The following is a 253-nucleotide window of genomic DNA, read 5'->3' as shown; positions in this document are numbered from 1 at the left end:
CACACGCCGACGGCACTCCTGGTGCAATCTTTCAGCTCCTGACGTCTTTGAAGCCGAGAATTCAGCTACACTGACCCAAGCAGCATAGCTAACCCCCGACGTGTCTACTTTCCGGGGGTCAGGCCCGACCCACCTGCCCAAAATTGTGGCTGATACACCAATCTCCTTGGCCACATGAGCAATCGGGCGCTGCGACTCGATTACCAGGTTTGCGGCTTCACGCCGGTACTCCGGCGTGTATTTCTTGCGCTGT

1 protein-coding gene is annotated in these 253 nt (G+C 57.3%); it reads right to left on the bottom strand.

All coding sequences use genetic code 11. The annotated features are described in order from the left end of the window. A partial coding sequence (locus QP934_RS11625) for a transposase (protein WP_419127605.1) occupies nt 1-253 on the bottom strand: 253 nt, incomplete at both ends.

The organism is Corynebacterium sp. MSK122 (assembly GCF_030229435.2).
Classification (GTDB): domain Bacteria; phylum Actinomycetota; class Actinomycetes; order Mycobacteriales; family Mycobacteriaceae; genus Corynebacterium; species Corynebacterium marquesiae.
The sequence above is the reverse complement of the archived record's forward strand: the minus strand, read 5'-3'. Positions and strand labels throughout refer to the sequence as shown.